The organism is uncultured Shimia sp., assembly GCF_947498095.1.
GTDB lineage: Bacteria > Pseudomonadota > Alphaproteobacteria > Rhodobacterales > Rhodobacteraceae > Shimia.
This window is the reverse complement of sequence record NZ_CANMJE010000046.1, coordinates 1-365: the sequence shown is the minus strand read 5'-3', so window position 1 is coordinate 365 and position 365 is coordinate 1. Positions and strand designations below refer to the sequence as shown.

1 protein-coding gene is annotated in these 365 nt (G+C 52.6%); it reads left to right on the top strand.

The annotated features are described in order from the left end of the window. The coding region (locus tag Q0932_RS20495) for a transposase (protein ID WP_299357126.1) at positions 1-196 on the top strand (196 nt) is incomplete at its 5' end. Positions 197-365 lie beyond the last annotated feature (169 nt).

Sequence of the window (365 nt, the reverse complement as noted above, 5' to 3'; positions counted from 1 at the left end):
GTGTCGCAAAGCGGGGATTTCTGACAAGACCTATTACTACTGGCGCAAGAAGTTTGGCGGTATTGGGCGGCCTCAGCCGTCTGAGATGAGGACACTTAAGAAAGGGAATGAGCGATTGAAGAAGATCGTAGCTGAGTTGCAACTCGATAAGCTGATCCTGAAGGAGAGTCTGGATCATCTAAAGCCCAAGGCCTGACGGTTGATGGGTTGCGTCAGGCCGTGATCCAGACCCGTAAAAAGTTGAACACATCTGAACGCCGCACTTGCGCAGTCTTGGGACTGTCGCGTTCAAGTCTGCGGTATCAAGCGAAGCCGACGAATGACGATGCGTTGCGTCTGGCGATGATCCGGCTAGCCAAACAGTA